This window comes from Enterobacter sp. 3U4, from assembly GCF_057224565.1.
The window spans coordinates 1,335,044-1,358,019 of sequence record NZ_CP136665.1; the positions used below are offsets into that span (position 1 = coordinate 1,335,044).

A 22,976-nucleotide genomic window follows, 5' to 3' on the forward strand; every position below is an offset into this window, starting at 1 on the left:
TTTACCCTCTTGCCGCAAGTGCGGTAACGCGATCGTAAGCTGCACCGGAGCGCAGTACATCCAGAACTTTTTGAACGTTGGCCTTCAGGTCTTCCTCACCGTGCAAACGCATCAGCATGGCGACGTTGGCAGCAACGGCGGCCTCATGAGCGACCTCTCCCTTACCTTGTAATAAGCGCGTCAGAATGTCACGGTTTTCTTCCGGCGTCCCGCCAGCCAGCGCTTCCTGGTGATAAGGCGCGAGGCCGAAGTCGGCAGCGTCCAGCTGATAGCTGAGTATTTCTCCGTCGCGCAGTTCGGCTACCAGCGTCGGCGCATGCAGTGACACTTCGTCCATTCCGCCGCTGTGCACCACGGCGGCACGCTGGTAACCCAGCACGCGCAGCGTCTCGGCAATCGGCAGGACCAGCTCCGGGCTGTAGACACCGATCAGCGCCAGCGGCGGGTGCGCCGGGTTGATCAGCGGGCCGAGCACGTTAAACAGCGTGCGGGTTTTAAGCTGCTGACGAACCGGCATCGCGTGGCGGAAACCGGTGTGATACTTCGGCGCAAACAGGAAGCAGACGCCCAGGTCATCCAGCGCTTCACGGGAACGCTCTGCGTTCATATCGAGATTAATGCCGAATGCGGCGAGCAAATCGGACGAGCCTGAACGGCTGGACACGCTGCGGTTACCGTGTTTCGCGACCTTTAAACCACACGCCGCCGCCACGAAGGCGCTGGCGGTGGAGATATTGATGCTGTTACTGCCGTCTCCCCCGGTGCCAACGATATCGGCAAACTGATAGTCCGGGCGCGGGAACGGGGCGGCATTTTCCAGCAGGGCCGTAGCGGCACCGGCGATCTCCTGCGGGCTTTCGCCGCGGACCTTCATGCTCACCAGCGCGGCCGCCAGCTGCTCAGGCTTCAGTTCGCCGCGAACCACGGCGGAGAAGAGCTGGTGGCTCTCCTGCTGGCTCAGGGTTTGCGCCTGATACAGTTTTTCCAGAATCGGCTGCAGGGTGTTGGTCTGCTCTAGCTTCTGTAACGCCCAGTCGAGCGTCTGCTCCAGCAGGCGAGCACCGTGGGAAGTCAGGATCGATTCCGGATGGAACTGCATCCCACAGACGCGATCCGCGTCGTGACGTACCGCCATCACCATCCCTTCAAACGAGGCGTTGATGGTCAGCCCGGCGGGAATATTGCTGCCAACCAGCGAGTGGTAGCGCGCGACCGGGAGCGGATTCGGCAGCCCGGCAAACATCGCCTGGCCGTCATGTTCGATGCTGGACGCTTTACCGTGAAGGATCTCACCCGCCTGGCCGACGTAGCCGCCGTAGGCTTCCACAATCGCCTGATGGCCCAGGCAAATGCCGATAATCGGCAGCTTGCCGCGCATGCGGGTCAGCAGCTCCGGCATACAGCCCGCTTCGCTCGGTGCCCCTGGCCCTGGGGAAAGCATCAGCACCGGGTTTTGCATGGTTGCCAGACGGTCAATCAGGGTCTGGGCCGGGACGTGGTTGCGGTAGATAACGACGTTGTGGCCATTCGCACGCAGCTGATCTGCCAGGTTATAGGTAAAGGAGTCGATATTATCGAGCAGCAGAATGTCAGCCATCAGAAAATCTCCTGTGCATGGTGTGCGGTAGCAATGGCGCGAAGGACCGCACGGGCTTTGCTGCGCGTTTCGTCAGCTTCAGACTGCGGAACAGAATCAAGAACAATCCCTGCACCCGCCTGGACGGTGGCAATCCCGTCTTCGACATAGGCGGAGCGGATCACGATGCAGGTATCGAGGTCGCCATGGGCGGTGAAGTAACCCACGGCGCCGCCGTAGCTGCCGCGACGACGCCCTTCGGCGGCGGCAATCAGCTGCATGGCGCGAACTTTCGGCGCGCCGCTCAGGGTGCCCATGTTCATGCAGGCGCGGTAGGCGTGCAGCACGTCGAGGTCATGACGCAGCTCGCCCACCACGCGGGAGACCAGGTGCATCACGAACGAATAGCGGTCGACTTTAGTCAGGTCCGCCACGTAGCGGCTGCCCGGGGTGCAAATACGGGCCAGATCGTTACGCGCCAGGTCAACCAGCATCAGGTGCTCGGAGAGCTCTTTATGGTCGGTACGCATTTCCAGTTCGATGCGGCTGTCGAGATCGCGATCCAGCGAGCCGTCTGCGCGACGCCCGCGCGGACGGGTTCCGGCGATCGGGTAGATCTCAATCTGGCGGCTGGTGGCGTCATATTTCAGCGAGCTTTCCGGCGAGGCGCCGAACAGCGTGAATTCGTTGTCCTGCATGAAGAACATGTACGGGCTTGGGTTGCTCTTTTTCAGTACGTCGTAAGCGGCCAGCGGAGACGGGCAGGGCAGAGAGAAGCGACGGGACGGTACCACCTGGAAAATTTCCCCGGCGCGAATCGCTTTTTGCATCTGGCGAACCACTGCACCGTACTGGTCGTCGGTCTGGTTCACATCGCAGGTCATTTTTTCCACGCGCTGTACCGGAAGCGCAGGCGGCGCTTCCGTCATCTGCTGCTGAAGCTGCGCGATGCGGTGCTCAAGACGGTTTTTCTCAGCGGTCGAAGGCGTGAACAGGCTGGCCTGGATACGGGTGTATTGTTTCTGATGGTCGATCACCAGCAGGGTTTCTGCCAGATAGAAACAGTAGTCCGGGCAGCGATTGCCCTGCTCGGTTTCCGGTAAATCTTCAAATCCGGCGACCAGATCGTAGGCAAACAGCCCGCCAAAGAACATCGCCTCACGCTCGTCTTCCGGCACGGTGACCAGGTTCTGCAGCAGGCGGAAGGCATCAAAGACGGAAAGGGAGCACAGGCGCGCGTCTTCGTCCAGCAGCTGGCTCACCGGCGGGAAATGTAGAATACGCATTTCTGGATGACGTTCGTTTTCAATGCCTGAAGGCAGGGCTGCATCCAGCAGCGGCAGCAGCGATGCGCCATTGTCTGACAGCGCCTTGATTGTGACGGTGTCACCTAAAGCGGTAATGCGCAGCGCGCTGTCGACCAGCAGCAGGCTCTTGAGATCGTCCTTGCTGTCGATGTCCGCAGATTCCAGCAGCAGCGTCGCCGGACGTGCACCGCAGACCTGATGAAACAGCGCGGTGGGGTTGTGGCGATAGGCCGCCTCGCAGGTCAGCAGTTCGAGGTGTGGTTTGGCTGTTTGCATTATATTGTTCTCATTTTCTGTTCAAAAAAAAGCCCGCTTGGAAGCGGGCTGGGTATCTGTTTGCATTTCGCAGACGCGTGACACTGCCCGAAGATCAGGAAGTACGCCACCAACCGTGCAGAGTGAAATGTGCTGTCATTTTCAGATACCTTTCTCGTGTGAACTTGCGTACTAGTTAACTAGTTCGATGGCAAGTTGTCAACCCTTGATTTCAGAATTTCGATATAAGTCGGTATCATGATGGTTTCGGATGTCTCTAACCTGTTATGGGAAGTGCTTTGAGCGATACCACCTACGCTATTATTTATGATTTACACAGCCACACTCAGGCCTCTGATGGCCTGCTGACACCCGAAGCCCTGGTTCATCGTGCCGTTGAAATGCGCGTCGGTACGCTTGCGATAACCGATCACGATACGACGGATGCCATTCCTGCGGCCCGCGCCGAGATTGCCCGCAGCGGGCTGGCGCTTGATCTGGTGTCCGGTGTCGAAATTTCGACCGTCTGGGAAAACCATGAGATTCATATCGTTGGGCTGAATATCGATATAGACCATCCGGCACTTATTGCCTTTTTGCAAGAACAAAAAACGCGCCGCAACCAGCGCGCAGAGATGATCGGCGAGCGTCTGGAAAAGGCGCATATTCCGGGCGCGCTGGAAGGCGCGCAAAAGCTGGCGAACGGCGGGGCGGTTACGCGCGGTCATTTCGCCCGTTTTCTCGTAGAGGCGGGTAAAGCGACGACCATGGCTGACGTCTTTAAAAAGTATCTGGCCCGCGGGAAAACCGGATACGTTCCGCCACAGTGGTGTACAATAAAACAAGCTATTGATGTGATTCATCATTCTGGCGGTAAGGCCGTGCTGGCCCATCCGGGACGGTATAATCTTTCTGCTAAATGGCTGAAAAGGCTGCTGGCGCACTTTGCCGAAAGCGGTGGCGAGGCGATGGAAGTCGCCCAGTGCCAGCAGGCCCCCAACGAGCGCGCGCAGCTCGCGACCTATGCCAGCCAGTTCGGCCTGCTTGGCTCACAGGGTTCTGATTTCCATCAGCCCTGCGCGTGGATCGAACTGGGGCGCAAGCTCTGGTTGCCCGCTGGCGTTGAGCCGGTCTGGCAGCTCTGGGAACAGCCGCAGCAAATTGAAGAGAGGGAAGTATGAGTCAGTTTTTCTATATCCATCCGGATAACCCGCAGCCACGTCTGATCAACCAGGCCGTGGAGATCGTCCGCAAAGGCGGCGTGATTGTCTACCCGACCGATTCAGGCTACGCGCTGGGCTGCAAAATTGAAGACAAAGGGGCAATGGAACGCATTTGCCGTATTCGCCAGCTGCCGGACGGCCATAACTTTACCCTGATGTGCCGCGATCTCTCTGAGCTGTCGACCTATGCGTATGTCGATAACGTGGCGTTTCGTCTGATTAAGAACAACACGCCGGGTAACTACACTTTTATCCTGAAAGGGACGAAAGAGGTGCCGCGTCGTCTGCTGCAGGAAAAGCGTAAAACCATTGGGATGCGCGTGCCTTCTAACCCAATTGCACAGGCGCTGCTGGAAACCCTCGGCGAGCCGATGCTGTCTACCTCGCTGATGCTGCCGGGCAGCGAGTTTACCGAGTCCGATCCGGAAGAGATCAAAGATCGTCTGGAGAAGGTGGTCGAGCTGATTATTCACGGCGGCTATCTCGGCCAGCAGCCCACTACCGTGGTCGACTTAACCGAAGATGCACCGGAAGTGATTCGAGAAGGGGTGGGTGACGTAAAGCCTTTCTTGTAATGGTATAAGCAGATATACTACGCGGCCATCAAAGCAGGGCTCAGCCCTCTTTTGACCTGATTCGACGCCTGTGAAGGCGACACCTGAGGAAGCTCAATGAGCGAGAAGTTACAGAAAGTGCTGGCGCGTGCCGGCCACGGTTCACGCCGTGAAATCGAAGCCATTATTGAAGCGGGCCGCGTGAGTGTGGACGGTAAAATCGCCACGCTGGGTGACCGCGTTGAAATCGTACCGGGGCTGAAGATCCGCATCGACGGTCATCTTATCTCCGTGAAAGAGTCCGCTGAACAAATCTGTCGCGTGCTGGCTTACTACAAGCCTGAAGGCGAGCTGTGTACCCGCAACGACCCGGAAGGTCGCCCGACGGTGTTTGACCGTCTGCCTAAACTGCGTGGCGCTCGCTGGATTGCCGTTGGTCGTCTGGACGTGAATACCTGCGGTCTGCTGCTGTTTACCACCGATGGTGAACTGGCAAACCGTCTGATGCACCCAAGCCGTGAAGTGGAACGTGAATACGCGGTGCGCGTGTTTGGCCAGGTTGATGAGAATAAACTGCGCGACCTGTCGCGTGGCGTTCAGCTGGAAGACGGTCCTGCGGCGTTCAAAACCATCAAATTTACCGGTGGGGAAGGCATCAACCAGTGGTACAACGTGACCCTGACCGAAGGCCGCAACCGTGAGGTGCGTCGTCTCTGGGAAGCGGTAGGCGTGCAGGTTAGCCGCCTGATCCGTGTCCGTTACGGCGACATCCTGCTGCCGAAAGGCCTGCCGCGTGGGGGGTATACCGAACTGGATCTGACCCAGACCAACTACCTGCGCGAGCTGGTCGGCCTGACGCCGGAAACCACCTCTAAAGTGGCGGTGGAAAAAGATCGTCGCCGCATGAAGGCAAACCAGATTCGCCGTGCGGTGAAGCGTCACAGCCAGGTGAGCAGCAACCGCCGCTCTGGTAGCCGTAATAACAACGGTTAACGTAAAAGCCCGGTGAGCACCGGGCTTTTTTTTTAGTAATCAATCCCTATTTGCGCTTTGATGCCCGCATCAAACGCATGTTTAACCGGACGCAGCTCGCTGACGGTATCTGCCAGCTCCAGAAGATCCCGATGACACCCGCGGCCCGTGATGATGACCGTCTGATGGGCGGGACGGTTTTTCAGTGCATTAAGCACGGCGTCCAGCGGTAAATAGTCGTAGGCGACCATATAGGTTATCTCATCCAGCAGAACCATATTCAGCGAGGGATCGGCCAGCATTCTTTTAGCGTGCTCCCAGACGGCCAGACAGGCTGCGGTATCGGTTTCGCGGTTCTGGGTGTCCCACGTAAACCCGGTCGCCATTACCTGAAACTCAACGCCGTGAGGCTCAAGCAGATTACGCTCGCCGTTGGGCCATTCGCCTTTAATAAACTGGATAACGCCAACTTTCTGCCCGTGGCCGACCGCACGCGTCGCCGTGCCGAATGCCGCAGTGGTTTTCCCTTTGCCGTTGCCGGTAAAAACGATGACGATCCCGCGCTCGTCCTGAGCGGCCGCGACGCGCGCATCGACCTGTTCTTTCAGCCGCTGCTGGCGCTGCTGGTGACGTTCTTCACTCATTGCGAGATTCCTGGTTTACGGCCCGGCTGGGCGTCAAAGGTCATCCCGGTTTTGCGGCGGCTGTCGTCGCCCATCAGCCAGAGATAGAGCGGCATAATGTCTGCCGGGGTTTTCAGCTTCTGCGGATCTTCCGTTGGGAAGGCGCTGGCGCGCATTTTGGTGCGCGTACCGCCAGGGTTAATGCAGTTGACGCGCAGATGGCGGCTCTGATACTCCTCCGCCAGTACCTGCATCATGCCTTCGGTCGCGAATTTTGATACGGCATAGGCTCCCCAGTTTGCGCGTCCCTCGCGGCCAACGCTGGAAGAGGTAAAGACCAGGGACCCCGACTCGGATTTCAGTAATAAAGGAAGCAATGCCTGCGTAAGGAAAAACGTGCCGTTGACGTTAACCTGCATCACCTGCTGCCAGATATCAGGATCCTGTTCATCCATCGGACGCACTTCGCCTAACAAGCCGGCGTTATGAAGTACGCCGTCGAGTCTCGGATAGTGAGCACTGATGCGCCGGGCTAATTCCTGGCACACCGCGGGCGTGCAGGTCAGTAAATCGAGTGTATACCACGGGGTCGATGTACCGCATACGGCCTCAATCTCCTGAGCGACGTTTTTCAGTTTTTCTTCGTTTCGTCCGATCAGAATGACGTTCGCGCCGTATTCGGCGTATGTCAGGGCCGCCTCGCGGCCAATCCCGTCGCTGGCACCGGTGACAAGAATGATCCGGTTTTGCAGCAGGTTTTTTTGCGGTTGATAATGCACGGTGACTCCTCAGGCGACCGGTAACGCAGTGACGCCTTTATGATGACTTTTCGGCTTTATGCCCGAATTAGCCTAATAATTCAATCAGTCTACAGGACGCATTACTGTAAAATTAACAATTTGCAAATATTTAAACTCCAGTTCGGGGATTCCTGAAGGCGGCTCGCAGAGGTAATGTCACGAGCGAGACGCATGGGCAGGGCTGTTGTACACTGCCGTGAAAGATTCGTGGTTAAATCAAGGTGGAACGCGTGGAATTACTTTCTCAATATGGGTTGTTTTTGGCCAAAATCGCGACGGTGGTGATTGCCATTGCGGTGGTTGCCGTTCTGATTGTCAACCTGACGCAGCGCAAGCGTCAGCGTGGGGAGTTACGCATCACCCGCCTGAGCGAGCAGTATAAAGAGATGCAGGAAGAGATGTCTCTGGCGATGCTGGATAGTCATCAACAGAAACTCTGGCTGAAAGCGCAGAAGAAAAAGCATAAACAGGAAGCCAAAGCGGCAAAGGCAAAAGCAAAGCTCAATGCGCCGCAGGATAAGGCCACGCCACGTGTCTATGTGCTCGATTTTAAAGGCAGTATGGATGCGCATGAGGTTTCCTCTCTGCGGGAGGAAGTGACTGCCGTTCTGGCCGTGGCGACACCGCAGGATCAGGTTGTCGTGCGTCTTGAGAGCCCGGGAGGGGTGGTTCACGGTTACGGACTGGCCGCCTCACAGCTGCAGCGCCTGCGTGAAAAACAGATCCCGCTGACCGTGGCCGTAGATAAAGTGGCGGCTAGCGGTGGCTACATGATGGCCTGCGTGGCGGACAAAATTGTGGCCGCACCATTCTCAATTATTGGCTCGATCGGCGTGGTTGCGCAGATCCCGAACTTTAACCGCTTCCTGAAAAATAAAGAGATTGATATCGAACTTCACACGGCGGGTCAGTACAAACGCACCCTGACGCTGCTGGGGGAAAACACGGAAGAAGGGCGCCAAAAATTCCGTGAGGATCTGAATGAAACTCACCATCTCTTTAAAGATTTTGTGCACCGTATGCGCCCGACGCTGGATATTGAGCAGGTGGCGACCGGTGAGCACTGGTACGGCATCCAGGCGCAGGAAAAAGGGCTGGTGGATGAAGTCGGAACCAGCGACGATCTGCTGCTCAACCTGATGAAAGGCCGGGAACTGGTAGGCGTGCGCTTTACACAGCGCAAACGACTGATGGACCGCTTTACCAACAGTGCCGCAGAAAGCGCGGACCGCCTGCTGCTGCGCTGGCTACAGCGCGGACAAAAACCGCTGCTGTAAACAAAAACGCGAGGCTTATGCCTCGCGTTTTGCGTTAATCGACCAGGTGATATTTCTCGGAAAGCGTATGCGCCAGGTATTTAAACATGTTAAACACGGCGGTGCTTTTTGGGGTCGGCAACCCCTGTTCGTCAAGGAAGTATTCTCCGCTGAAAATCAGCACGCCATTACGCTGCTCTACGCCGGTGGCTTCAATGCCCGCCAGCGTATCTTCATGGTCACGGATAAGCTTGTTTGCTTCGATAAGCAGAGAGGCTCGGTCAATAGGTTGGGTCGTATTCTGCATAATCCACTCCTTAAACAGTGACAATAGTCTACGCCGCGGGCGCTTTGGGGGCAAATTTTCCCTGTAATGTGAGGGGATAAGGTGCAGGGGCCTGGCTGGCGGGATTTGCTTTTGCATGCTAATAAAGTTGCGTAACGAATTTTATCAGGTAGAGTGTGCGCTTTCGTCATTCTGGCAACAGAATTGCTTGACATTCAACCGGGAATTCGTCACGAATTACACGAGATGTGAGAAAAATACCCGAAAACTCAATCACCTGGGCGGGTTTTCTTTAACGCCCGGTAAGACAAAGGGGTTGATATCTCCTGACGCAGTCGCAATATCATTGGCTCGTCGTCAGCGGAAGGGAAATCAATGTGCGGCGTATTCCTGGAAGAATTAAATTAGGTAAAGGTGAATATGGGTAAAGCTCTCGTCATCGTTGAGTCCCCGGCAAAAGCCAAAACGATCAATAAGTATCTGGGTAATGACTACGTGGTTAAGTCCAGCGTGGGTCATATCCGCGATTTGCCGACCAGTGGCTCAGCCAGCAAAAAGAGCGCAGACTCTACCTCCACCAAAGGGGCTAAAAAGCCTAAAAAGGATGAACGTAGCGCGCTTGTCAACCGCATGGGTGTGAACCCATGGCACAACTGGGATGCACAATATGAAGTGCTGCCCGGGAAAGAAAAAGTCGTTAACGAGCTGAAGCAGCTTGCTGAAAAAGCAGACCACATCTATCTCGCAACCGACCTTGACCGCGAAGGGGAAGCCATTGCGTGGCACCTGCGGGAAGTGATCGGGGGTGATGACAAACGCTACAGCCGTGTAGTGTTTAACGAAATTACGAAGAATGCGATTCGTCAGGCGTTTGAGAAGCCGGGCGAGCTGAATATCGACCGTGTAAACGCCCAGCAGGCGCGTCGCTTTATGGACCGCGTCGTGGGTTACATGGTTTCTCCACTGCTGTGGAAGAAGATTGCCCGTGGCCTGTCCGCTGGGCGTGTGCAATCCGTCGCCGTGCGTCTGGTCGTTGAGCGTGAGCGCGAAATTAAAGCCTTCGTGCCGGAAGAGTTCTGGGAAGTTGACGCAAATGTGACCACGCCGGGCGGTGACGCTCTGCCGCTGCAGGTCAGCCATCAGAACGATAAGCCTTTCCGTCCAGAAAACCGCGACCAGACCATGGCCGCCGTAGCGCTGCTGGAAAAAGCACGCTACCAGGTGCTGGAACGTGAAGACAAACCGACCAGCAGCAAGCCGGGTGCGCCGTTTATTACCTCAACGCTGCAACAGGCTGCAAGCACGCGTCTGGGTTACGGCGTGAAGAAGACCATGATGATGGCTCAGCGCCTGTATGAAGCGGGCTACATCACCTACATGCGTACCGACTCAACCAACCTGAGCCAGGACGCGGTCAACATGGTGCGCGGCTACATCAGCGACAATTTCGGTAAGAAATACCTGCCAGAAAGCGCTAACCAGTTCGCCAGCAAAGAGAATTCTCAGGAAGCACACGAAGCGATTCGTCCTTCTGACGTCTCGGTGCTAGCGGAATCGCTGAAAGATATGGAAGCCGACGCGCAGAAGCTGTATCAGCTGATCTGGCGCCAGTTCGTGGCGTGCCAGATGACTCCGGCACAGTATGACTCCACCACGCTGACCGTTGGCGCGGGTGATTTCCGTCTCAAAGCGCGCGGCCGTATCCTGCGTTTCGACGGCTGGACGAAAGTGATGCCAGCGCTGCGTAAAGGTGATGAAGACCGAACGCTGCCGGCGGTGAACAAAGGGGATGAACTTTCGCTGGTTGACCTTGTGCCAGCCCAGCACTTCACCAAGCCGCCTGCGCGCTTCAGTGAAGCATCCCTGGTAAAAGAGCTTGAAAAACGCGGTATTGGCCGTCCGTCTACCTACGCGTCCATCATCTCGACGATTCAGGACCGTGGCTACGTACGCGTTGAAAACCGTCGTTTCTATGCGGAAAAAATGGGCGAGATCGTCACCGATCGTCTGGAAGCCAACTTCCGCGAGCTGATGAACTACGATTTCACCGCGCAAATGGAAGACAGCCTCGACCAGGTTGCCAGCCATCAGGCGGAATGGAAAAAGGTACTCGACAGCTTCTTCAGCGACTTTACCGACCAGCTTGAAAAAGCGGAGAAGGATCCTGAAGAGGGCGGCATGCTGCCTAACCAGATGGTTCTGACCAGCATCGACTGCCCAACCTGTGGTCGCAAGATGGGGATCCGTACTGCCACTACGGGCGTGTTCCTTGGCTGCTCCGGCTATGCACTGTCACCAAAAGAGCGCTGCAAAACCACCATCAACCTGGTGCCGGAGAATGAAGTTCTCAACGTGCTGGAAGGTGATGATGCGGAGACTAACGCTCTGCGTGCCAAACGCCGCTGCAAAAAATGCGGCACGGCAATGGACAGCTACCTGATCGATCCAAAACGTAAGCTGCACGTTTGCGGTAATAACCCAACGTGTGACGGGTATGAAATCGAAGAAGGCGAGTTCCGCATTAAAGGCTATGACGGCCCGATTGTGGAATGCGAGAAGTGCGGTTCTGAAATGCACCTGAAAATGGGGCGTTTCGGTAAGTACATGGCCTGTACCAACGACGAGTGTAAAAACACGCGCAAAATTCTGCGTAACGGCGAAGTTGCTCCGCCGAAGGAAGATCCGGTTCCGCTGCCAGAACTGCCGTGCGAGAAATCGGACGCGTACTTCGTGCTGCGTGATGGCGCTGCGGGTGTCTTCCTGGCCGCCAACACCTTCCCGAAATCGCGTGAAACGCGCGCGCCGCTGGTGGAAGAGCTGCATCGCTTCCGCGATCGTCTGCCTGAGAAACTGCGTTATCTGGCCGATGCCCCACAGCAGGATCCGGAAGGCAACAAAACCGTGGTACGGTTTAGCCGTAAAACCAAGCAGCAGTATGTTGCGGCCGAGAAAGAGGGTAAAGCGACCGGATGGTCAGCCTTCTTTGTCGATGGCAAATGGGTTGAAGGCAAGAAATAATCTTCCCTTACCGTAACTTACCTGTAAAAGGGCCGGATTTCCGGCCCTTTTTTATTGCCTTGTTATTATTTTTTGTTCCGTACTATACAGTCAGGCTATAAATGATATAGTGGTTATAGTTAACCTGTTTCTTATTATTAAATCGTCTTAAGCGATTGACCGCGTGCGCTAAATCGGATGGTCTGGCATGAAATTACAGCAGCTTCGTTATATCGTTGAGGTGGTGAATCATAACCTTAACGTCTCTTCAACCGCCGAGGGGTTATATACCTCGCAACCGGGCATCAGCAAACAAGTTCGTATGCTGGAGGATGAGTTAGGTATCCAGATATTTGCCCGCAGCGGTAAGCATCTCACTCAGGTGACGCCCGCGGGGCAGGAAATCATCCGCATTGCGCGGGAAGTCCTCTCTAAAGTCGATGCGATTAAGTCAGTGGCAGGGGAACACACCTGGCCGGATAAAGGTTCGCTGTATATTGCCACGACGCATACCCAGGCGCGCTATGCGCTTCCCGGTGTAATCAAAGGCTTTATCGAGCGCTATCCACGCGTCTCTTTGCATATGCACCAGGGCTCGCCAACGCAAATTGCTGAAGCCGTTTCTAAGGGTAATGCAGACTTTGCCATCGCCACCGAAGCGCTTCACCTGTATGACGATCTGGTAATGCTTCCATGCTATCACTGGAACCGTTCTATCGTGGTGACCCCGGATCACCCTCTGGCGGGCAAAGGGTCGGTCTCTATCGAAGAGCTGGCGCAATATCCGTTGGTGACGTATACGTTTGGCTTTACCGGTCGGTCCGAGCTTGATACGGCCTTTAACCGGGCAGGGCTAACGCCGCGTATTGTGTTTACCGCGACGGACGCGGACGTGATTAAGACCTATGTCCGGCTTGGTCTGGGGGTGGGCGTCATTGCCAGCATGGCGGTGGATCCGGTGTCAGATCCTGACCTGGTGCGTCTTGATGCTCATGATGTTTTCAGCCATAGCACCACAAAGATTGGCTTCCGTCGCAGCACCTTCCTGCGCAGCTATATGTATGATTTTATTCAGCGCTTTGCCCCTCATTTAACGCGTGACGTGGTTGATACCGCCGTTGCATTACGCTCAAATGAAGATATTGAAGAGATGTTTAAAGACATCAAACTCCCCGAAAAATAATCACACCCGGTATCTTTCCCTCAGGGAAAGATACCGAAATAACGCCTCAAAGCTAAATTAGAATTATCATCATCTACGCATCCCCTGTCATATAATGTCATTATCCATTTAATCCGTAAGGTTATAATGTCGTGAATTGGCGACAAAAGTAGAAACTAATTTACGCCTTCGCAAATTTTTCTTTTCAATTATTTATTTCTGGTCAAAAGATTGAATATTTCATACCTCCCGGTGCGTAAATTCACTGGCTTTTCGGCTAAAGTTTCTTTAGGATTTATCTCAACAGATGATTAATTGTACCAATTGTTTGGTCCTAAATGATAAGCGATGTCGATTGTATGAGGTTAGCAATGCCTTCAGGAAGTGAAGAACCGCAAAGGGATCCTGCGCTCAAGCGTAAAGCCTGGCTGGCGGTCTTTCTCGTCTCTACCCTGTTTTGGGTGGTGGTTGCTCTCCTGGCCTGGAAATATTGGGGTTAAATATGGCAGTGACGGTACGTACAGCTTCGGTAAAACAGATGTGTCAGCATCGTGACAACGGCCACAGAGGGCGTAAAGCACCTGCGACTGTTGTACCCGCGTCCTGGAAACTGACGCCGCAGCAGCAAGCGTTTATTGATGTGTTCGCAGAAGACGAACCCAAAAAACAATAATTTAGTTAATTGCGTAATGATGCAAATAGTCTGAATATCGACTCTGCACTTTTGTACTCTTTAATAAATACACATCAGCAATATAGCACTGAGGATTCACCTCGGAACTTTTTTATAAATAATGCCTGGTGTCCCTATGATGAATAACATGACGTCTCACAAATACTGGTCATGGATCGGCGTTTTTACCGTGTCGATTCTGTTCTGGAGTCAGCTCATCTGGTTGGCCCTCCACTAAATTGTAAAACCTCGCTACGGCGGGGTTTTTTGTTTTCCCATTCTGGACCAATCCTAAATTTATCAATTTGGGTTGTTATCAAAACGTTACGACATCTTTGTGTTATCTTTAATTACGGCCCTGATGATTGTCAGGGCATCTCTGTGATTAAGGAGGAGCTTATGTCGTTAACCCTACGCGAAGCCAGTAAGGACACATTACAGGCAGAAAATAAAACCTGGCATTACTACAGCCTGCCGCTGGCTGCCAGAACGCTTGGGGACATTTCGCGTTTACCCAAGTCATTGAAAGTTTTACTGGAAAATCTATTGCGCTGGCAGGACGGTGACTATGTCACCCTTGATGATATCCAGGCGCTGGCAGGGTGGCTTGAAAATGCCCATGCCGACAGAGAAATCGCCTACCGCCCGGCCAGGGTGCTGATGCAGGACTTTACCGGTGTCCCTGCCGTCGTTGATTTAGCCGCGATGCGCGAGGCCGTTAAGCGTCTCGGCGGAGATACGGCAAAAGTTAATCCGCTTTCCCCCGTTGATCTCGTCATTGACCACTCCGTAACCGTTGACCGCTTTGGCGATGACGACGCCTTTGGCGAGAACGTGCGCCTGGAGATGGAACGTAACCACGAGCGCTATGTCTTCCTGAAGTGGGGGCAGCAGGCGTTCAGCCGGTTTAGCGTGGTCCCGCCGGGTACCGGTATTTGCCACCAGGTTAACCTTGAATATCTGGGGAAAGCCGTCTGGAGTGAATTGCAGGATAAAGAGTGGGTCGCCTATCCGGACACGCTGGTGGGCACGGACTCCCATACCACCATGATCAACGGTCTGGGCGTGCTGGGCTGGGGCGTCGGGGGAATCGAAGCGGAAGCGGCCATGCTCGGCCAGCCGGTGTCCATGCTTATCCCTGACGTGGTGGGCTTCAAGCTCACCGGCAAGCTGTCTGAAGGCATTACCGCCACCGATCTGGTGCTCACCGTCACCCAGATGCTGCGTAAGCATGGTGTGGTGGGCAAGTTTGTAGAGTTCTACGGTGATGGTCTGGATTCGCTGCCGCTGGCCGACCGCGCGACCATTGCCAATATGGCGCCGGAGTACGGTGCAACCTGCGGATTTTTCCCCATTGATGATGTCACGCTGGAATACATGCGCCTTAGCGGGCGCAGCGAAGAGCAGGTCGCGCTGGTAGAGGCGTATACGAAAGCGCAGGGCATGTGGCGAAACCCGGGCGATGAACCGGTCTTCACCAGCACGCTTGAACTCGATATGGGAAGCGTCGAGGCGAGCCTCGCCGGGCCGAAACGTCCGCAGGATCGGGTTGCGCTGAGTGACGTGCCAAAAGCCTTTGCCGCCAGCAATGCGCTGGAAGTGAACGTGGCGCAGAAAGACCATCGCCCAGTCGACTATGTTCTGAACGGACATCAGTATCAGCTCCCGGATGGCGCGGTGGTTATTGCCGCCATTACCTCCTGCACCAACACCTCGAACCCCAGCGTATTAATGGCGGCCGGTTTGTTGGCGAAAAAGGCGGTAGAGCTTGGGCTAAAGCCTCAGCCATGGGTCAAGGCCTCGCTGGCGCCGGGTTCCAAAGTGGTATCGGATTACCTGGCGCAGGCCAAACTGACGCCGTACCTTGATGAACTGGGCTTTAACCTCGTGGGCTACGGCTGTACGACCTGTATTGGTAACTCCGGTCCATTGCCTGAACCCATTGAAACGGCGATTAAGCAGGGTGACCTGACGGTAGGCGCGGTCCTGTCCGGTAACCGAAACTTTGAAGGGCGTATTCACCCGCTGGTGAAAACCAACTGGCTCGCCTCGCCGCCGCTGGTTGTGGCTTATGCCCTTGCAGGGAACATGAATATCAACCTGGCGACCGACCCGATTGGCCACGATCGCAAGAATGACCCTGTCTACCTGAAAGATATCTGGCCATCTTCACGTGAAATTGCGCTGGCCGTTGAAAAGGTCTCAACCGAGATGTTCCGCAAAGAGTATGCGGAGGTCTTTGAAGGCACGCCGGAATGGAAAACCATTAACGTCGTGGGCTCAGATACCTATGACTGGCAGGATGACTCGACCTATATTCGTCTGTCGCCGTTCTTTGATGAGATGCTGGCCGAGCCTGCGCCGCTTAAGGATATCCACGGCGCGCGCATCCTGGCGATGCTGGGAGATTCCGTCACGACCGACCATATCTCTCCGGCGGGGAGCATCAAAGCCGATAGCCCTGCAGGCCGTTATCTGCAAAGCCGGGGCGTCGAACGCCGCGATTTTAACTCCTACGGCTCGCGTCGCGGCAACCATGAAGTCATGATGCGCGGAACGTTTGCCAACATCCGCATTCGGAACGAAATGGTGCCGGGCGTGGAAGGGGGCATGACGCGCCATCTGCCGGGAACGGAAGTCGTGTCGATTTATGATGCGGCGGTCAAATATCAGCAGGAAGGTACGCCGCTGGCGGTGATTGCCGGTAAAGAGTACGGTTCCGGCTCCAGCCGCGACTGGGCGGCGAAAGGTCCGCGTCTGCTTGGCGTTCGCGTGGTCATCGCCGAATCGTTCGAACGTATTCACCGCTCAAATCTGATCGGTATGGGGATCCTGCCGCTCGAGTTTCCGCAGGGCGTGACGCGTAAAACGCTGGGACTGACCGGGGAAGAGCAGATTGAGATTCGCGGTCTGCAAAACCTGCAGCCGGGTAAAACGGTGCCGGTGAAGTTAACGCGGGCAGACGGGAAAACCGAGGTGCTGGATTGCCGGTGCCGTATTGATACGGCAACCGAGCTGACCTATTACCAGAACGACGGCATTTTACATTATGTGATTCGTAAGATGCTGGACTGATGAAACGAGCCCGGCACTCGTGCCGGGCTTTTTAGCATCACTCTTTCAGCAGATGGCCCATTTTGGCGGCTTTGGTATCCAGGTAATGGGCGTTTTTCGGGTTACGGCCGACAATCAGCGGTACACGCTCGACGATGTTGATCCCCGCTTCGGTCAGGATCTCCACTTTTTTTGGATTATTGGTCAGCAGGCGAACTTCGTCCACGCCCAGCAGCTTGAACATATCGGCGCACAAGGTGAAGTCGCGTTCGTCAGCCGCAAAACCAAGCTGATGATTTGCTTCAACCGTATCGTAGCCCTGGTCCTGAAGCGCGTAAGCGCGGATTTTATTCAGCAGACCAATATTACGACCTTCCTGACGGTGATAAAGCAGCACACCGCGGCCTTCTTCTGCAATATGAGACAGGGCGGCTTCCAGCTGGAAACCACAATCACAGCGCAGGCTGAACAGCGCGTCGCCGGTAAGACACTCTGAATGGACGCGGGACAGCACCGGCGTCTGCCCTGAAATGTCGCCATACACCAGCGCGACATGATCCTGCCCGGTTGCCAGTTCTTCAAAACCCACCATCAGGAAATCGCCCCATGGGGTTGGCAGTTTGGCTTCTGCCACACGTTTAAGCTGCATGTGATTCTCCAGAGTAGGCTGACACGTTTCGTGCCTTTGCCCTGTTTTGCTTTCTGTATCAGTTCATTTTGCCACAAGCTCAGCAGGTTCGCCTAATGGCCGCCATGCTATATGAACGTTAAACGCACGATCCGACATATCCACCCGGTGGATTAATTTCAGTTATGATTGTGATGCTTAGCGAAAAAGGAGAAGACATGCTTTCAATCGCCAGACGTACGGCAGCAGGTGCGGCCATTTTACTGATTATGCCCCTGGCCGTATGGCTTTCAGGCTGGATGTGGCAGCCCGGGCAGAACGCCATGTGGCTGAAAACGTTATACTGGATAACGGAAACGGTCACCCAGCCGTGGGGAATTATTACCCATGTGCTCCTCTGCGCCTGGTTTCTGTGGTGCCTGCGCTTTCGTCTTCGCGCGGCGCTGATGCTCTTTGCGATCCTCGGGGGCGCTATCCTTGTCGGTCAGGGCGTGAAGTCCTGGGTTAAAGATCGCGTTCAGGAACCGCGTCCTTTTGTCGTCTGGCTGGAAAAAACGCATCATGTTCCGGTGGATGAGTTCTACAATTTAAAGCGTAAAGATCGCGGCGCGCTGGTGAAAGAACAGCTTGCGGAACAGCAGGATATCCCGAAATTCTTGCGTAAACACTGGCAGAAAGAAACCGGATTCGCGTTTCCTTCCGGTCACACCATGTTTGCGGCCAGCTGGGCGTTGCTGGGGGTTGGGCTGCTTTGGCCAAGGCGTCGAACGATCACTATCGTGATTTTGCTGGTTTGGGCGACGGGAGTCATGGGCAGCCGCTTGCTGCTGGGGATGCACTGGCCGCGGGATCTGGTCGTCGCCACGCTCATCTCATGGCTGCTGATCGTGCTGGCGACCTGGCTTACTGAACGATTCTGCGGCCCGCTCACACCACCGCCGCAAGAGAAAGAAGAAATTGCCGAAAGGGACCAAACGGACGCCTGAAGGTTGATAAACCGTATTTTGCCCATAGATAGATGACTGGCGCGTCACTTTTTCCGTTTCGCGCCCGTCGCTAAAATGATAGTTTATAAGGCTGATTGCGGTGAGTTGAACACACTTTATTCGCTTGAACCACATAACGGGAAGTAATGTGAAATATTTACTCATTTTCTTACTGGTATTGGCGATTTTTGTCATTTCAGTCACGTTGGGTGCACAAAACGATCAGCAGGTGACGTTTAACTATCTGCTGGCTCAGGGTGAGTATCGCGTCTCTAGCCTGCTGGCGGTCTTATTTGCTGCCGGCTTTGCTATTGGCTGGCTGGTTTGCGGTCTGTTCTGGTTGAAAGTCCGTGTTTCTCTTGCGCGCGCTGAACGTAAAATTAAGCGACTCGAAAATAACATTGCCCCTGCGTCTGACATCCCGGAAAGCTCTGGTGTGCCGGTCGTGAAGGAATAATCGACTATGCTGGAGTTGTTGTTTCTGCTTTTGCCTGTAGCCGCAGCCTATGGCTGGTATATGGGCCGCAGAAGTGCGCAACAAACAAAACAGGATGAGGCCAACCGACTCTCCCGCGACTACGTTGCGGGGGTGAACTTCCTCCTGAGCAATCAGCAGGATAAAGCGGTAGACCTGTTCCTCGATATGCTGAAAGAGGATACGGGAACGGTTGAAGCGCATCTCACCCTGGGAAACCTGTTCCGCTCGCGCGGCGAGGTTGACCGCGCCATTCGTATTCACCAGACCCTGATGGAAAGCGCCTCGCTGACCTACGATCAACGTCTTCTTGCCGTGCAACAGCTTGGGCGGGATTACATGGCTGCGGGGTTATACGATCGCGCTGAAGATATGTTCGCGCAGCTGGTGGATGAAACAGATTTCCGCATCGGCGCGCTGCAGCAGCTCCTGCAGATTTATCAGGCCACCAGCGACTGGCAGAAAGCCATTGATACGGCTGAACGTCTGGTGAAGCTCGGTAAAGATAAGCAGCGCGTTGAGATAGCCCATTTCTACTGTGAGCTTGCGCTTCAGCAGATGGGCAACGACGACATGGACAAAGCCATGGCGCTGCTGAAGAAAGGCGCCGCCGCGGACCGCAACAGCGCGCGCATCTCCATCATGATGGGGCGCGTCTTTATGGCGAATGGCGACTACGCCAAAGCCGTTGAAAGCCTGCTGAGGGTTATCGACCAGGACAAAGAGCTGGTAAGTGAAACGCTGGAAATGCTGCAAACCTGCTATCAACAGCTGGACAAGCAGGAAGAGTGGGTGGCATTCCTGCGTCGCTGTGTGGAAGAAAATACCGGCGCTACCGCTGAACTGATGCTCTCAGACGTTGTTGAGCAGTATGAGGGAAGCGACACCGCGCAGGTTTATATTACGCGCCAGCTGCAGCGTCATCCGACCATGCGCGTCTTCCATAAGCTGATGGATTACCACCTTAACGATGCTGAAGAAGGGCGCGCCAAAGAGAGCCTGATGGTGCTGCGCGATATGGTTGGCGAGCAGGTGCGCAGCAAGCCGCGCTATCGTTGCCAGAAGTGTGGTTTTACCGCATATACGCTCTACTGGCACTGTCCTTCCTGCCGCGCCTGGTCCACCATCAAGCCAATTCGTGGCCTGGACGGGCAGTGATTTTTTAAAAGCCTTCATTTTAGTTACAACATACTTAAGGCTTTTAGCACTGTCTCAACATCGTGCGGTTTGCCGGCCTGGCAGGCGCGTAAATGGATCCTGTCAATTTGCGGCGTCGGCAGGTAGAATGCAGGCCGTTTATCTGTTCCGCGCCGCTGCGCGCCCATAGACGAAAAGGGCTGGTCATGACGTCTGTTACATCCTCCACTTCCCGCGTAATTACGGATTCTCCTGTTGTTGTTGCGCTTGATTACAATAAGCGTGACGCCGCACTGGCGTTTGTCGACGGCATCGACCCTCGCGACTGCCGTCTGAAAGTTGGCAAAGAGATGTTCACGCTGTTTGGACCGCAAATCGTACGCGATCTGCAGCAGCGCGGCTTTGACGTTTTCCTCGACCTTAAATTCCACGATATCCCGAATACCACGGCGCACGCGGTTGCCGCAGCCGCAGAGCTGGGCGTATGGATGGTCAACGTCCATGCATCGGGTGGGGCAAGAATGATGACCGCTGCCCGTGAGGCGCTCCTGCCGTTCGGTAAAGACGCGCCGCTGCTGATCGCCGTCACCGTGCTGACCAGTATGGACGAAAGTGATTTACGCGACCTTGGAGTGACATTGTCACCTGCGGAACATGCCGAACGTCTCGCGCGCCTCACGCAGCAGTGCGGCCTGGATGGCGTCGTCTGCTCCGCGCAGGAAGCGGTACGTTTCAAATCAGCGCTGGGTAAGGATTTTAAACTGGTTACGCCAGGTATCCGTCCTGCAGGCAGCGACGTGGGCGATCAGCGTCGCATCATGACGCCTGAGCAGGCCCTTGATGCTGGCGTTGACTACATGGTCATCGGGCGTCCAGTAACGCAGTCTGCAAACCCGGCTGAGACGCTTAAGGCTATCAACGCATCGCTGAAGAAGGGGGCGTAATGACCGATTCCAACAGCCGTCTGGTCTATTCAACCGATACCGGGCGTATAGACGAACCGAAAGCGAAAGTGGAACGTCCGAAGGGGGACGGCATCGTTCGTATCCAGCGCCAGACCAGTGGACGAAAAGGGAAAGGCGTTTGCCTTATCTCTGGTATTGATCTGGATGATGCAGAACTGACTGCGCTGGCGGCCGAGCTGAAAAAGAAATGTGGCTGCGGCGGTGCAGTGAAAGACGGCATTATCGAAATCCAGGGCGATAAGCGCGATTTAATAAAATCACTGCTGGAAGCCAAAGGCATGAAAGTCAAACTGGCAGGCGGCTAAAATAAATGAGCCACGGCAAATGCCGTGGCTCGTGTTATATACGTGCGTATGTCAGACCTGAAATGCGTTCAAATATCGCATTACCGGGGAAGGCTTAGATAATTATTATTTGCCAACCTGATGACCGATAATACCACCGACAGCAGCGCCACCTAATGTACCCAGCGTACTACCATCCGTTAATACTGCACCACCGAGAGCACCGGCACCGGCACCAATAGCGGTGTTACGGTCACGTTTAGACCAGTTAGAGCATGCGCTCAGGGACATTGCTACAGTGATTGCCAGAACAGCGGCGGCTAATTTTTTGCTGGTTAAGGTCATAATACTTTCTCCTGAATTATCGATTCACGGAAAGATGTACACGTTAAGTATAGACGAATCGAATACTTAATTCTGTTCTCCGTGAAAGCTGGTCGCGCAGGCGTTACGTAATCACGCAGGTGATAGTCACTTCCTGTTATATCGCTAACATTAATTTTACGACTTTAATGCAGCTTAAACAGGTAAAAACTCTTAAAGAAGTACCAGGAATCATCTCAGAGAAAGAAGGGCATATGCGCCCGAAATTCGGGCGCGGAGGGGACTCAGGCGGTCGTTTTAATAATATTGACGATCAGCCCGTCATCTTCCAGTTTATTACGGTGCGCGTCGCTCAATCTTTCGTCGGTAATCACGCGGCTAAAGCGTGAAATGGGGCCCATCGTATAAGGGTGAACGGCGCCAAATTTAGAGCTATCGGTGAGCACAATGGCTTCACACTCTTTTTCCAGCACGGCATTCACGACGTCGGAGCGCATCATATCCCGGCCGGTAAAACCTGTCTCCGGCTGCCAGCCGTCAATCCCGATAAAGGCCTTACTGAAATGAACCTGCTGGACGTACTGACGGGTCAGCGGGCCAACCATGCTTTCGCTTTTTTTCTGATAAATACCGCCGAGCAGAATCACCTCGCAGCGCGTCTCTTTAAGCAGATGCGCGATATAGCTGCTGACGGTGATGATGGTAACGTCTTTTTGATCGGCAAGCGTGCGCGCCAGAAGGGCATTACTGCTGCCGTTTTCAATAAAGACGGTCTCACCGTTGTTCACCAGGGAGGCAGCAAATTCCGCCAGTTCACGCTTGAGCGCGTAGTTGTTCATCATGCGCGTCTCAACATCATCACTGTCCAGCGGGACCGCATAGCCGTGCGCGCGACGCAGGTAGCTCTGTTTTTCCAGCAGATTAAGATCCTGACGAATGGTGACTTCTGAAACGCCGGTGGTTTTAGCGAGATCGACTACGCTTACGCGTCCCTGATCGATGACCATCTGCAAAATGAGTTGTTGTCGGGAATTCATAGCATCCATTTAATAAAGCGAAACGAGGTCGGAGACGGTGGGAGTTAAACTTCCCACGGCGCTTTTGGCTGTCCGTTTTCTGGCGCATTGTCAGCACCATGCTGAGCAAGAAGTTCAGACTTCAGGATCTCAAGATTACGGATAGCAGAGTGATAATCGCCCGCCACCAGGATATCCAGCACGGTATCAATTCGTTGTGCTACAGCTTGTGCGTCAATAGTCGACATAATCTCACCCCAGGCGCGAAAAGTTAATATTTTCAATGATGCAGAAATTAGGTTCAAAAGAGAAGGGAAAAAATGCAATAACTAAATTACTTAAACGGAAGTGATAAAATTATTCCCCCTCATACAGCGGGCTTATTGAGTGGATTAGTCTAAAACTGCGCGCCACGCGCTTTTT

The 22,976-nt window shown here is 54.6% G+C and carries 25 protein-coding genes and 1 other annotated feature; of the genes, 15 read left to right on the forward strand and 10 right to left on the reverse strand.

Going from position 1 to position 22,976, the window contains the following annotated elements:
* Position 1: 1 nt before the first annotated feature.
* From trpD to trpL, 3 genes are all read right to left on the reverse strand, one after another.
* Positions 2-1,597 carry a bifunctional anthranilate synthase glutamate amidotransferase component TrpG/anthranilate phosphoribosyltransferase TrpD gene (gene trpD / locus RVY89_RS06305; RefSeq protein ID WP_047348257.1) on the reverse strand — a complete coding sequence of 532 codons (1,596 nt, stop codon included), beginning with the start codon at positions 1,595-1,597 and terminating at the stop codon, positions 2-4.
* Complete coding sequence (locus tag RVY89_RS06310; protein ID WP_335246508.1) at positions 1,597-3,159, reverse strand: anthranilate synthase component 1; 1,563 nt, start codon at positions 3,157-3,159, stop codon at positions 1,597-1,599. The genes trpD and RVY89_RS06310 overlap by 1 nt, the downstream gene beginning before the upstream one ends.
* A gap of 23 nt (positions 3,160-3,182) precedes the next feature.
* Positions 3,183-3,277: a sequence feature (Trp leader region), on the reverse strand.
* Positions 3,254-3,298 (reverse strand): trp operon leader peptide, encoded by a 45-nt coding sequence (gene trpL, locus RVY89_RS06315; RefSeq protein ID WP_106993556.1) that lies wholly within the window; start codon positions 3,296-3,298, stop codon positions 3,254-3,256. (Overlaps the previous feature by 24 nt.)
* A 139-nt stretch (positions 3,299-3,437) precedes the next feature.
* On the opposite strand from trpL, the gene rnm reads away from it, so the two are divergent.
* The 3 genes from rnm (at position 3,438) to rluB (ending at position 5,908) form a co-directional block, all read left to right on the forward strand.
* Positions 3,438-4,319 carry an RNase RNM gene (gene rnm, locus RVY89_RS06320; protein ID WP_484827220.1) on the forward strand — a complete coding sequence of 294 codons (882 nt, stop codon included), beginning with the start codon at positions 3,438-3,440 and terminating at the stop codon, positions 4,317-4,319.
* Positions 4,316-4,936 carry an L-threonylcarbamoyladenylate synthase gene (locus RVY89_RS06325; protein ID WP_003856793.1) on the forward strand — a complete coding sequence of 207 codons (621 nt, stop codon included), beginning with the start codon at positions 4,316-4,318 and terminating at the stop codon, positions 4,934-4,936. Before rnm ends, RVY89_RS06325 begins: the two co-directional genes overlap by 4 nt.
* A gap of 96 nt (positions 4,937-5,032) precedes the next feature.
* The gene (gene rluB / locus RVY89_RS06330; protein WP_008502809.1) at positions 5,033-5,908 is read left to right on the forward strand and encodes a 23S rRNA pseudouridine(2605) synthase RluB; all 876 of its coding nucleotides are present in this window, start codon (positions 5,033-5,035) and stop codon (positions 5,906-5,908) included.
* A gap of 32 nt (positions 5,909-5,940) precedes the next feature.
* On the opposite strand, the gene cobO is transcribed toward rluB, so the two are convergent.
* Positions 5,941-6,531 carry a cob(I)yrinic acid a,c-diamide adenosyltransferase gene (cobO, locus tag RVY89_RS06335; RefSeq protein WP_484827221.1) on the reverse strand — a complete coding sequence of 197 codons (591 nt, stop codon included), beginning with the start codon at positions 6,529-6,531 and terminating at the stop codon, positions 5,941-5,943.
* Positions 6,528-7,289, reverse strand: a complete 762-nt coding sequence (locus RVY89_RS06340) for a YciK family oxidoreductase (RefSeq protein WP_484827222.1) — start codon at positions 7,287-7,289, stop codon at positions 6,528-6,530. The genes cobO and RVY89_RS06340 overlap by 4 nt, the downstream gene beginning before the upstream one ends.
* Positions 7,290-7,540: 251 nt before the next feature.
* Here RVY89_RS06340 and sohB point away from each other — a divergent pair, with 251 nt between their 5' ends.
* Positions 7,541-8,587 (forward strand): protease SohB, encoded by a 1,047-nt coding sequence (gene sohB, locus RVY89_RS06345; protein WP_484827223.1) that lies wholly within the window; start codon positions 7,541-7,543, stop codon positions 8,585-8,587.
* 34 nt (positions 8,588-8,621) lie between these two features.
* Here the strand turns inward: sohB and RVY89_RS06350 are convergent, their stop codons facing one another.
* A complete protein-coding gene (locus RVY89_RS06350) occupies positions 8,622-8,873 on the reverse strand; it encodes a YciN family protein (protein WP_023312072.1) in 252 nt (83 codons plus the stop codon).
* A 399-nt stretch (positions 8,874-9,272) separates the two neighbouring features.
* Here RVY89_RS06350 and topA point away from each other — a divergent pair, with 399 nt between their 5' ends.
* The 6 genes from topA to acnA all read left to right on the forward strand — a co-directional run bounded on the left by topA (position 9,273) and on the right by acnA (position 16,759).
* Positions 9,273-11,870: a type I DNA topoisomerase gene (topA, locus tag RVY89_RS06355; RefSeq protein ID WP_234649576.1), complete on the forward strand. Its 2,598-nt coding sequence runs from the start codon at positions 9,273-9,275 to the stop codon at positions 11,868-11,870.
* A gap of 187 nt (positions 11,871-12,057) precedes the next feature.
* On the forward strand, positions 12,058-13,032 hold the full coding sequence (cysB, locus tag RVY89_RS06360; protein WP_024907120.1) for an HTH-type transcriptional regulator CysB: 975 nt from the start codon (positions 12,058-12,060) through the stop codon (positions 13,030-13,032).
* Positions 13,033-13,370: 338 nt separating this feature from the next.
* Positions 13,371-13,511, forward strand: a complete 141-nt coding sequence (locus tag RVY89_RS06365; RefSeq protein WP_213327741.1) for a YmiA family putative membrane protein — start codon at positions 13,371-13,373, stop codon at positions 13,509-13,511.
* 2 nt (positions 13,512-13,513) lie between these two features.
* Positions 13,514-13,684 carry a hypothetical protein gene (locus RVY89_RS06370; RefSeq protein WP_021240301.1) on the forward strand — a complete coding sequence of 57 codons (171 nt, stop codon included), beginning with the start codon at positions 13,514-13,516 and terminating at the stop codon, positions 13,682-13,684.
* Positions 13,685-13,823: 139 nt separating this feature from the next.
* Positions 13,824-13,922, forward strand: coding sequence for a small membrane protein YmiC (gene ymiC / locus RVY89_RS06375; protein WP_032623144.1), 99 nt, complete (start codon positions 13,824-13,826; stop codon positions 13,920-13,922).
* Positions 13,923-14,083: 161 nt separating this feature from the next.
* The gene (acnA, locus tag RVY89_RS06380; protein WP_484827224.1) at positions 14,084-16,759 is read left to right on the forward strand and encodes an aconitate hydratase AcnA; all 2,676 of its coding nucleotides are present in this window, start codon (positions 14,084-14,086) and stop codon (positions 16,757-16,759) included.
* A gap of 37 nt (positions 16,760-16,796) precedes the next feature.
* On the opposite strand, the gene ribA is transcribed toward acnA, so the two are convergent.
* Positions 16,797-17,387, reverse strand: a complete 591-nt coding sequence (ribA, locus tag RVY89_RS06385; protein ID WP_008501210.1) for a GTP cyclohydrolase II — start codon at positions 17,385-17,387, stop codon at positions 16,797-16,799.
* 197 nt (positions 17,388-17,584) lie between these two features.
* Here ribA and pgpB point away from each other — a divergent pair, with 197 nt between their 5' ends.
* The 5 genes from pgpB (at position 17,585) to yciH (ending at position 21,234) form a co-directional block, all read left to right on the forward strand.
* On the forward strand, positions 17,585-18,352 hold the full coding sequence (pgpB, locus tag RVY89_RS06390) for a phosphatidylglycerophosphatase B (protein ID WP_484827225.1): 768 nt from the start codon (positions 17,585-17,587) through the stop codon (positions 18,350-18,352).
* 148 nt (positions 18,353-18,500) lie between these two features.
* Positions 18,501-18,809 carry a LapA family protein gene (locus RVY89_RS06395; protein WP_023312067.1) on the forward strand — a complete coding sequence of 103 codons (309 nt, stop codon included), beginning with the start codon at positions 18,501-18,503 and terminating at the stop codon, positions 18,807-18,809.
* A gap of 6 nt (positions 18,810-18,815) precedes the next feature.
* Positions 18,816-19,985 carry a lipopolysaccharide assembly protein LapB gene (lapB, locus tag RVY89_RS06400; protein WP_023335944.1) on the forward strand — a complete coding sequence of 390 codons (1,170 nt, stop codon included), beginning with the start codon at positions 18,816-18,818 and terminating at the stop codon, positions 19,983-19,985.
* Positions 19,986-20,170: 185 nt separating this feature from the next.
* On the forward strand, positions 20,171-20,908 hold the full coding sequence (gene pyrF, locus RVY89_RS06405; RefSeq protein WP_484827226.1) for an orotidine-5'-phosphate decarboxylase: 738 nt from the start codon (positions 20,171-20,173) through the stop codon (positions 20,906-20,908).
* On the forward strand, positions 20,908-21,234 hold the full coding sequence (gene yciH / locus RVY89_RS06410) for a stress response translation initiation inhibitor YciH (RefSeq protein WP_484827227.1): 327 nt from the start codon (positions 20,908-20,910) through the stop codon (positions 21,232-21,234). The genes pyrF and yciH overlap by 1 nt, the downstream gene beginning before the upstream one ends.
* A gap of 105 nt (positions 21,235-21,339) precedes the next feature.
* Here the strand turns inward: yciH and osmB are convergent, their stop codons facing one another.
* The 3 genes from osmB to RVY89_RS06425 form a co-directional block, all read right to left on the reverse strand.
* Positions 21,340-21,558 carry an osmotically-inducible lipoprotein OsmB gene (gene osmB, locus RVY89_RS06415; protein WP_008501216.1) on the reverse strand — a complete coding sequence of 73 codons (219 nt, stop codon included), beginning with the start codon at positions 21,556-21,558 and terminating at the stop codon, positions 21,340-21,342.
* Between the two features lie 263 nt (positions 21,559-21,821).
* Positions 21,822-22,574 carry a DNA-binding transcriptional regulator YciT gene (gene yciT / locus RVY89_RS06420; protein ID WP_248162436.1) on the reverse strand — a complete coding sequence of 251 codons (753 nt, stop codon included), beginning with the start codon at positions 22,572-22,574 and terminating at the stop codon, positions 21,822-21,824.
* Between the two features lie 44 nt (positions 22,575-22,618).
* A complete protein-coding gene (locus RVY89_RS06425) occupies positions 22,619-22,801 on the reverse strand; it encodes a YciZ family protein (protein WP_371898561.1) in 183 nt (60 codons plus the stop codon).
* Positions 22,802-22,976: the final 175 nt, after the last annotated feature.

Coding starts and splice junctions, on each gene's coding strand:
- rluB (WP_008502809.1), top strand. CDS start 5,033: ATGAGCGAGAAGTTACAGAAAGTGCTGGCGCGTGCCGGCCACGGTTCA.
- ribA (WP_008501210.1), bottom strand. CDS start 17,387: ATGCAGCTTAAACGTGTGGCAGAAGCCAAACTGCCAACCCCATGGGGC.
- RVY89_RS06310 (WP_335246508.1), bottom strand. CDS start 3,159: ATGCAAACAGCCAAACCACACCTCGAACTGCTGACCTGCGAGGCGGCC.
- RVY89_RS06425 (WP_371898561.1), bottom strand. CDS start 22,801: ATGTCGACTATTGACGCACAAGCTGTAGCACAACGAATTGATACCGTG.
- RVY89_RS06350 (WP_023312072.1), bottom strand. CDS start 8,873: ATGCAGAATACGACCCAACCTATTGACCGAGCCTCTCTGCTTATCGAA.
- pgpB (WP_484827225.1), top strand. CDS start 17,585: ATGCTTTCAATCGCCAGACGTACGGCAGCAGGTGCGGCCATTTTACTG.
- acnA (WP_484827224.1), top strand. CDS start 14,084: ATGTCGTTAACCCTACGCGAAGCCAGTAAGGACACATTACAGGCAGAA.
- ymiC (WP_032623144.1), top strand. CDS start 13,824: ATGAATAACATGACGTCTCACAAATACTGGTCATGGATCGGCGTTTTT.
- yciH (WP_484827227.1), top strand. CDS start 20,908: ATGACCGATTCCAACAGCCGTCTGGTCTATTCAACCGATACCGGGCGT.
- trpD (WP_047348257.1), bottom strand. CDS start 1,597: ATGGCTGACATTCTGCTGCTCGATAATATCGACTCCTTTACCTATAAC.
- osmB (WP_008501216.1), bottom strand. CDS start 21,558: ATGACCTTAACCAGCAAAAAATTAGCCGCCGCTGTTCTGGCAATCACT.
- cobO (WP_484827221.1), bottom strand. CDS start 6,531: ATGAGTGAAGAACGTCACCAGCAGCGCCAGCAGCGGCTGAAAGAACAG.
- RVY89_RS06370 (WP_021240301.1), top strand. CDS start 13,514: ATGGCAGTGACGGTACGTACAGCTTCGGTAAAACAGATGTGTCAGCAT.
- RVY89_RS06325 (WP_003856793.1), top strand. CDS start 4,316: ATGAGTCAGTTTTTCTATATCCATCCGGATAACCCGCAGCCACGTCTG.
- RVY89_RS06365 (WP_213327741.1), top strand. CDS start 13,371: ATGAGGTTAGCAATGCCTTCAGGAAGTGAAGAACCGCAAAGGGATCCT.
- pyrF (WP_484827226.1), top strand. CDS start 20,171: ATGACGTCTGTTACATCCTCCACTTCCCGCGTAATTACGGATTCTCCT.
- cysB (WP_024907120.1), top strand. CDS start 12,058: ATGAAATTACAGCAGCTTCGTTATATCGTTGAGGTGGTGAATCATAAC.
- topA (WP_234649576.1), top strand. CDS start 9,273: ATGGGTAAAGCTCTCGTCATCGTTGAGTCCCCGGCAAAAGCCAAAACG.
- yciT (WP_248162436.1), bottom strand. CDS start 22,574: ATGAATTCCCGACAACAACTCATTTTGCAGATGGTCATCGATCAGGGA.
- lapB (WP_023335944.1), top strand. CDS start 18,816: ATGCTGGAGTTGTTGTTTCTGCTTTTGCCTGTAGCCGCAGCCTATGGC.